8 protein-coding genes are annotated in these 6,198 nt (G+C 26.0%); 7 read left to right on the top strand and 1 reads right to left on the bottom strand.

Translation table 11 applies throughout. The annotated features are described in order from the left end of the window. Positions 1-85 precede the first annotated feature (85 nt). Complete coding sequence (locus NSA58_RS14220) at positions 86-532, top strand: PTS sugar transporter subunit IIA (RefSeq protein WP_074429135.1); 447 nt, start codon at positions 86-88, stop codon at positions 530-532. A gap of 166 nt (positions 533-698) precedes the next feature. Here NSA58_RS14220 and srtB read toward each other — a convergent pair whose 3' ends face one another. Then, the gene (gene srtB / locus NSA58_RS14215; protein ID WP_039680630.1) at positions 699-1,394 is read right to left on the bottom strand and encodes a class B sortase; all 696 of its coding nucleotides are present in this window, start codon (positions 1,392-1,394) and stop codon (positions 699-701) included. 150 nt (positions 1,395-1,544) lie between these two features. On the opposite strand from srtB, the gene NSA58_RS14210 reads away from it, so the two are divergent. The 6 genes from NSA58_RS14210 to NSA58_RS14185 form a co-directional block, all read left to right on the top strand. Next, the gene (locus tag NSA58_RS14210) at positions 1,545-2,225 is read left to right on the top strand and encodes a CPBP family intramembrane glutamic endopeptidase (protein WP_074079691.1); all 681 of its coding nucleotides are present in this window, start codon (positions 1,545-1,547) and stop codon (positions 2,223-2,225) included. An 87-nt stretch (positions 2,226-2,312) separates the two neighbouring features. Next, on the top strand, positions 2,313-2,951 hold the full coding sequence (locus tag NSA58_RS14205; protein ID WP_074079692.1) for a CDC27 family protein: 639 nt from the start codon (positions 2,313-2,315) through the stop codon (positions 2,949-2,951). Positions 2,952-3,040: 89 nt separating this feature from the next. Next, complete coding sequence (locus NSA58_RS14200; protein WP_039680632.1) at positions 3,041-3,685, top strand: HAD family hydrolase; 645 nt, start codon at positions 3,041-3,043, stop codon at positions 3,683-3,685. A 50-nt stretch (positions 3,686-3,735) separates the two neighbouring features. Continuing rightward, positions 3,736-4,332, top strand: a complete 597-nt coding sequence (locus NSA58_RS14195) for a cytidylate kinase-like family protein (RefSeq protein WP_039680633.1) — start codon at positions 3,736-3,738, stop codon at positions 4,330-4,332. Between the two features lie 149 nt (positions 4,333-4,481). Further along, the gene (gene pfkB / locus NSA58_RS14190; protein ID WP_039680634.1) at positions 4,482-5,414 is read left to right on the top strand and encodes a 1-phosphofructokinase; all 933 of its coding nucleotides are present in this window, start codon (positions 4,482-4,484) and stop codon (positions 5,412-5,414) included. A gap of 155 nt (positions 5,415-5,569) precedes the next feature. Continuing rightward, positions 5,570-6,198: hypothetical protein (locus NSA58_RS14185; RefSeq protein ID WP_257560611.1), on the top strand; the 629-nt coding region annotated here is incomplete at its 3' end.

Raw genomic sequence — 6,198 nt, 5'->3', positions numbered from 1 at the left:
CAAAAATATATTAATTATATGATGTCATGTGAAAGAGAAGTTGATATTATAAACTTATTTAAAAGTATAGTTACGGAGAGTGTATATGAGTATTAGAAATATAGTAAGTAATGATTGTATAAATTTAGATATAAAATCGATGACAAAAAAAGAAATATTAGAAGATATGATAGAAATGCTATACACAAAAGGTGTTGTTAGCGACAAAAATAAATTTTATGAGGATGTATGTCTTAGAGAAAATGAAGGTTCTACTGCAATAGGGAACTATATAGCAATACCGCATGGAAACTCTACTTATGTCACAAAGTTGTCTATAGCAATAGGTAGAACTAATTCAGATGTTTATTGGGAAGATGAATATAATTTTCCGGTGAGATTTATTATTCTTTTTGCAATTCCTAATACTGAAGATTCAAAAGATGAACTGCGTATAATGGCAAAAATATGTAGAAAATTAGGAAATGATGATTTATGCAAAGGATTGTTAGAATCAAAAAATTATAAAGAGGTAGTTGAAATACTTTCTTAATTTATATGATAAATAAATGTGAATAGAGAAATTAAAAATAACCCGTGGTTAGATCTGAGGTAATGTAAAATAGTTTGAGATTATAATGAAAATAAATACTCCTTTATGGCAATGATCAAAATATAAAGTCAATGCCGAAAAGGAGTATTTTTTATTAAGTATATATTTATTTTCTTACAGCAAATATAGCTGTCCTAGCGTTGTCATATTCATAACTACAAGTTGATAAAGTTATTATTTGATCCTTTGAACTTACAATGTCTCTACTATGCATAGATTTGCTTAATATTTTATTTAAAAATTTATTAAAATCTTCTTCATCAGTGAAACCAACATCATTATATCCGAAATCTGCATCATAAACACCTATGGCAAAGATTTCATACTCGTAGGTATCATCATCTGTTTTGAGAGTTATTATTTTATTGTTTTCAAAGAATTCCTTATCTTTAAATTTTTCCATCTGTCCAAACATGGTTGAATTTCTCATATGATGACCATAGATAACATTGTTAGAATCTGTCTTAAAATCATTTCTATAGTCTAGAAATATTGAGCCAGCGGGTAAGTAGTTTTTGTTAAAATCATGATTTAGGTAAAAATCATTGTCGCTACCTTGAACTACAGGATAATCAATATTGGTACCTTCCACATTGAGCCAAAATTTATAATCAGAGTTTATTGATAATAAACTTTTTGTAATATCGTTCATATCTTTTGAATTTTCTTTTCTATCTCTAAGTTGAGAATAAACATTGTCAGCCTTTTTATAATCTCTTAAAGTGGTATAAATTTTGTAGCCAGATATACATATTGCGACTATACAAATTAGTGTTAATAAATTAAGAAAGAATTTTTTCATTACACCTCCCCTTTCATATATAATTTTATACATTATTTTACTAAAAATAAACACAAATTAATTAAAATTGAATGGTATCTGTAATTATTATAAAAAACAATAATAAACTTAAAGTGAGAAATTATTTAAATTAATACAAAGGAGTAAAAAATGAATAATAGTTTTAATAATAATACTGAATTAAATAATAATGAAAACTCTTACACCATGATAAAGATTATAATTTTACTAATTGGATTACAGATAAGTAGAATTATATTAAAACAAGGTGCATTTTTATTTTTATCATACAATAAATTTAATGACACATTTATATCCATGAGTATAATGTTTTTCCTTACAATATTTATAATATATAAATCTAAAAAAGAAAATGTTTCGTTAAATATATTTTCTTATATGGAGAATAAAGAATCTAAAATTTATTATCTTATTGTGACTAGTGCCTTAGTACTTTTAATTTTTACCTCGCCTTCTTTTTCATCAAAGCCATCTATTGAAACTATTTTACCTTTGCTTTATACAACTGTAATGACACCTATATATGAAGAGACTATATTCAGATCTTACATCTGGAAGGTTTTGGAAAAAGAAAACATGGATGAAGCAAAAGTATATTTTTTAACTACAATATTGTTTTCTATTTATCATATTGGATATATAGATACAATTATTATGACAAGTGGATTTAATCATATGGCATTAATGCTTCTTATTAAATGCTCATTAATGTTGAGTTATGGTCTTTTCATAGGCTTTTTTAGATATAAAATAAAAAACTTATATTCTTGCATATTAGTTCATAGCTTTATAAACATATTTTTAAGATGAAAATATTTATAAATTATGGATTCTAAATAGTAATTAAGTACTATAATTAAAATAAGAAAACTAATTACTATGCAATGGAGGGGCAAGATGAAAAATATTTTTAGAGAACTTAATATAAAAGAAGATTTTTCAGAAGAGGAAGTCAAGGAATCTTATTTCAATTTGATAAAAAAATATTATGATGAGTTAAATATAGATGACTCAGTTTTCTTCCTTGCACAAAAAAGAATAGATAGAGTTAATGAAGCATTTGAAATTATTTCATCCATAAAAGACTTTGATTATTTAGAAAGTAAATATGATGTGCTGTATACAATATGTGAAGAATATAAAAAGAAGAAAAATTACAAAAAGGCTTTGTTAATATCCGATGAGCTTATTGATTTTATACCAATTTTTCCAGATAGTTACTTATTAAAAGCTGATATATTAGTAGAACTAAATGAACATGAAGAAGCTATTAGATATTTTGAAATTGCGGAAGAAATGGAAGAGGAGGTTAAGAAAGATCAATATATACAATATCTTAAAGCACAAAGCCAGATAGAAGTTAAAAAATATGAAGATGCTATTAAAACGTTAACGAATATTACCAAATTGTATGGAGACAATCCTTTTTTCTTTTTTGATATGGCATGTTGTTATGAAGAATTAGGTAATGAAAAAATGTATAAATATTATTGTGCTAAGAGGGATAAATATTGGAAAGATCATGGAAATGATTAAGAGGGTATAATCCCTCTTTAATTATGTAAAGAAATAAATTTGTATTTATGATATTATTAATAATAAATGACAAATTTAGGGGGACAAAGATGAAATACAAATTATGTTTATTTGATTTTGATTATACTTTGGCGGATACAACGAAGCCCATAGTAGAGTGTTTTAGGCATACTTTTGAAACAATGAATTTGGATGGATTTGATAGGGAAAGGGTTATTAAGACTATAGGGTTGACTTTGGATGATGCCTTTCTAGAATTAACTGGAATAAATGATAAAGAGAAGGTTAAAGAGCTTATAGCAATTTATAGGGTTAAATCAGAGGAGACTACAATTCAAAATACTGTTTTATTTGAAGATACTATAGAAACATTAAAAGCTCTTAAGGATAATGGAGTAAAGATTGGGATAGTATCTAGTAGAATGGGAGCTAGAATAGATAAAATACTAGAACATTTAAATTGTAGAAGATATGTCGACCATATAATAGGTTATGAAAATGTATTAACTCATAAGCCTAATCCAGAAGGTTTAATTAAAGCCTTAGATTATTTTAATTGCAAAAAAGAAGAAGTATTATATGTGGGAGATAGCTATATAGATGCTAAGGCAGCCGAAAATGGGCAAATAGATTTTGTTGGAGTCACTACAGGAACTACAACACAAAAGGATTTTGAAGAATATAATAATATTAAGATAGTAAATAATTTATCATCTATACTAGATGTTATGTAGTAAATATTATTTATTATTTTAATATTCATTTATAAAAGTGGGGGATACTTATGAAAGATAAATTTGTAATCACTATTAGTAGAGAATATGGTAGTGGTGGAGGAGAAATAGGAAGAAGGTTAGCTACACATTTTGATATACCATGTTATGATAAGGAATTACTAACTATGGTGGCTAAAGAAAGTGGATATTGTAAGGAATATTTTGAAAAGTATGATGAGAAACCATTAAAGGTTTTAAGTTATTTTGGATTTGATACTTGCTCAAGTACTCTACCTATTAATCACCAATTATTTTTAAAACAATTTAATTTGATACAAAAACTTGCCAGTGAAAACTCATGCATATTTGTTGGAAGGGCATCAGATTATGTATTAAAAGAATTTGATAATGTAATTAATGTATTTATTCATGGAGATTTTGAATTTAGAAGAAAAAGAGCGATAATTGAACATAATGTAAAAGAAGAAATAAGTGCTTCTGTTGTGAAAAAAATAGATAAAGAAAGAGCATCTTATTATAAATACTATACAGATTCATACTGGGGAGATGCAAAGAATTATCACATATGCTTAGATACCAGCTTTATGGGAATTGATGAAGCTATAAGAATAATAATAGACTTTATTGAAAAAGGATACAAATAATAAATTTATATTTTTCTTGAAAAATATATTACTATGTATAAAGAATAGATTTTTATAAAATGGTAATTTATTACAACGTTAAAAGACAATTAAAGTATAATAGACTGTAGAGTGCAGATTTTTAACAATAAATTATAAGGAGATAAAAAATGATTTCAACTGTAACTTTGAATGTATCTATTGATAAAGCATATAAAATAAAAGGTTCTGTAGAGTCTGGGAAAGTAATTAGAGTATTAGAGTGTAATAATACTGCAGGTGGAAAGGGCTTAAATGTTTCGAGGGTAATTTCTATTTGTGGAGAAGAAGTTTTAGCCACAGGATTTGTAGGTGGTCATTGTGGAGCATTAGTTGAAGAATTATTGGAAAATGATAACATAAAAAATCAATTTACACATGTAAATAGTGAGACAAGAAGTTGTATTAATATATTAGATGAGAATAATATATCGACAGAATTTTTAGAAAAAGGATCTTATGTTAATAAGAATGAGATAGATAAATTTATAGAGGACTTTAATAAAATAATAGATAATAGTAATATTATTACTATTTCAGGAAGTGTACCTCAAGGTGTGCCAACTGATATTTATGCCACTTTAATAAAAATGATAAAAGCTAAAAATAAAAAAGTTATTTTAGATGCATCGGGTGATTTATTAAAAGAGGGTATAAAAGCTTTACCAACGATGATAAAACCTAATAGTGAGGAAATGGAAAATTTATTAGGTATTAGCATTAATAATAGAGAAGAAGTAATTAAAAGTGCTATAAAACTTTATGAAAGTGGAATAGAATTAGTAGTGGTATCACTTGGAGGTGATGGTGCATTACTAGTTTGTGAAGAAGGGGTTTATCATGGAAAACCACCTAAAATTAAAGTTGTAAATACCGTGGGATGTGGAGATTCTATGGTTGCAGCATTTTCAGTGGCCATGGAAAGAGGTTATTCAAATACAGACAGTTTGAAGTATGCCGTATCTATTTCTGCAGCCAATGCAATGACTTTTTCAACAGGTAATTTCAACTCAAAAGATGCAGATAGTATATTTGAGAATACAATAATTGAAAAAATTTATTAAAAAGATGTAGATAAGTTTTTATAAAACTTATCTACATCTTTTTTTGCAAATAAAGAATAGCTAATAACGTCACTAAAAGGCAATATAAAGAATAAAGTATTGTAGAGCTATATTGAATCAAGATAGTAATTAAATATATAGGAGGAAGTAATAAAATGACTATAAAAGATAATTCAACAAATAGTAATTGTGAAGAGTGTAAAAGATGTAAAGAACCTTGCCCTTGTGGATGTGAGCGAATATGTATATGTAAATGCGATAAACTATCTTATAACAATAATAATTGTTGTTACCTACACCCAAAAGATATATGTATAGCTCAAGTTAACGATCCTAAGCTTTTTCAAATAATAACTAATAATCAAAACTTATATCTTACAGCTATACCTCTTGATATAAATACATCATCTTATAAGATTGAATCAAGTGTTATTCAAAGACCAAATGATACATTAGTAATAAATGAATCAGGTGTTTACTCTATATATGCTTCTTTAAGATATAGTTTTAAGTTCAATGAAAATGCAAAAAAAGGTGATGTACTTAGGGTAGCTTTTGAAATAAATGGAAATGATGAAGAGATTTTTGGAATAGATAATACGATAACTGTACCTAATATTGTTGACGGGGAAAGTAAAGAAATAATAAACACAATTCAAGGAAATAAGTTACAGGTTATAGATGAAAATTTACCTTATAGAATCAATATTTCATTGAAAAATTTTGAATTTGATTTAACAGTTTTAAATCAAATAATAATTTCAGATTTAATTTTAATTATTAC

It is taken from the genome of Terrisporobacter muris (assembly GCF_024621905.1).
Classification (GTDB): Bacteria; Bacillota; Clostridia; order Peptostreptococcales; family Peptostreptococcaceae; genus Terrisporobacter; species Terrisporobacter muris.
This window is presented reverse-complemented; position numbering and strand designations above follow the sequence as displayed.

Bases quoted from the DNA above. Each gene is read 5' to 3' on its own strand.
- NSA58_RS14220 (WP_074429135.1), top strand. From the start codon at position 86: ATGAGTATTAGAAATATAGTAAGTAATGATTGTATAAATTTAGATATA.
- srtB (WP_039680630.1), bottom strand. From the start codon at position 1,394: ATGAAAAAATTCTTTCTTAATTTATTAACACTAATTTGTATAGTCGCA.
- NSA58_RS14210 (WP_074079691.1), top strand. From the start codon at position 1,545: ATGAATAATAGTTTTAATAATAATACTGAATTAAATAATAATGAAAAC.
- NSA58_RS14205 (WP_074079692.1), top strand. From the start codon at position 2,313: ATGAAAAATATTTTTAGAGAACTTAATATAAAAGAAGATTTTTCAGAA.
- NSA58_RS14200 (WP_039680632.1), top strand. From the start codon at position 3,041: ATGAAATACAAATTATGTTTATTTGATTTTGATTATACTTTGGCGGAT.
- NSA58_RS14195 (WP_039680633.1), top strand. From the start codon at position 3,736: ATGAAAGATAAATTTGTAATCACTATTAGTAGAGAATATGGTAGTGGT.
- pfkB (WP_039680634.1), top strand. From the start codon at position 4,482: ATGATTTCAACTGTAACTTTGAATGTATCTATTGATAAAGCATATAAA.